Source organism: Nocardiopsis lucentensis DSM 44048, assembly GCF_000341125.1.
In the GTDB taxonomy this organism is placed as follows: domain Bacteria; phylum Actinomycetota; class Actinomycetes; order Streptosporangiales; family Streptosporangiaceae; genus Nocardiopsis; species Nocardiopsis lucentensis.
The window spans coordinates 1-1,149 of the sequence record NZ_ANBC01000284.1; the positions used below are offsets into that span (position 1 = coordinate 1).

The 1,149-nt window shown below is 76.3% G+C and carries 1 pseudogene; it reads right to left on the reverse strand.

Going from position 1 to position 1,149, the window contains the following annotated elements:
* A pseudogene (locus tag D471_RS0109730) lies at positions 1 to 1,127 on the reverse strand (hypothetical protein); the annotation flags it as partial.
* Positions 1,128 to 1,149 lie beyond the last annotated feature (22 nt).

Consider the following 1,149-nt stretch of genomic DNA (forward strand, 5'->3'; position numbering starts at 1 on the left):
GCCACCGGCGCGAGGGGTTCGGGCTCGGGCGGCGGCGGACACGCGAGAGTGAACTGGCCGTGTCCGTCGACCACCCGCTCCCCCAGCGGGTGCGCCTCCAGCATCCGTGCCCCCTCGGTGGTCAGGTCCCGGTCCAGGCGCAACCGGACGACGGAGCCGGGCCGGGCCGCCCAGCGCTGTGCCATCGGCCCCCGGTAGCCCCGGTGGTAGGCGCCGACGGCCTCGGCCTCCACGTGGCTGGCGAGCACCTCGGCGCGGGTGCCGGGCAGGACCCGGGCCAGCAGGGCGAGCACGGCGGGGACCAGGAACTGGGGGCGGTGCTGGCCGTGGTCGTCCACGACGAGCGCGGGCGAGAGCAGGAGGAGGTCGACCGGGGCCCCGGCGGGCCGGGAACGGTCGGGGTCGGCGGGGTCCACGCGGTCGGGTGAGAGCAGGCGGTCGGGGTCGGCGGGGGCGACGCGGACCCCTCCGTGGGCCCGAGTGCCGCCCGACCCCAGGGTGAGGGTGCCGTCGGCCTCGGCCAGGGCGGCGACCACGCGTTCGGCCAGGGCGTACAGGGAGTCGGGGTCGGGGGCCCGCAGCTGCCAACGGGCCTCGAAGACCTGGCCCGGGTCGAGGGTGGTGGTGAGGAAGGGCAGGCCCTGGCGGCCCGCTCCGACACGGGACCGCCCGAGGTACTGCTCGGCGGTCGTACGCACCTGGGCGCGGAACGTTCGATCGGGGGTCACCGGGTCGCGGACCGCGCGGTAGGGGGTGGCGGGGTCGGTGGGACCGAAGACGTCGACGGTGGTGTCCCCGTTCTTGCCCGGCGTGTACAGGTAGGCGGGCGGCGGAAGGGCGACAGCCGCGCGTTCCAAGCGCCCGGAGACCGGATCCGCGCCGGGTTCCAGCCTGGGGTGGGCGGGGGCGAAGCGCACGATGTCGCCTCGGGCCACCCAGGCGTCCAGGTCGTCGTGGCGTCCGGCGCGTCGGAGGGCGGCGGCGAGCATACCGCGCTGGGCCCGGCCGCTGATGACGTGGTCGGAGTCGATGCTCAGGGGGTCGTAGGACGTACGCACGGCCAGGGTGTCGGTGAGGACGTAGCGCAGCGGCAGGTAGGCGCTGTGGAGGGTGGGGTCGGCGGTCACCGGGCCACCTCCGATCCACCGA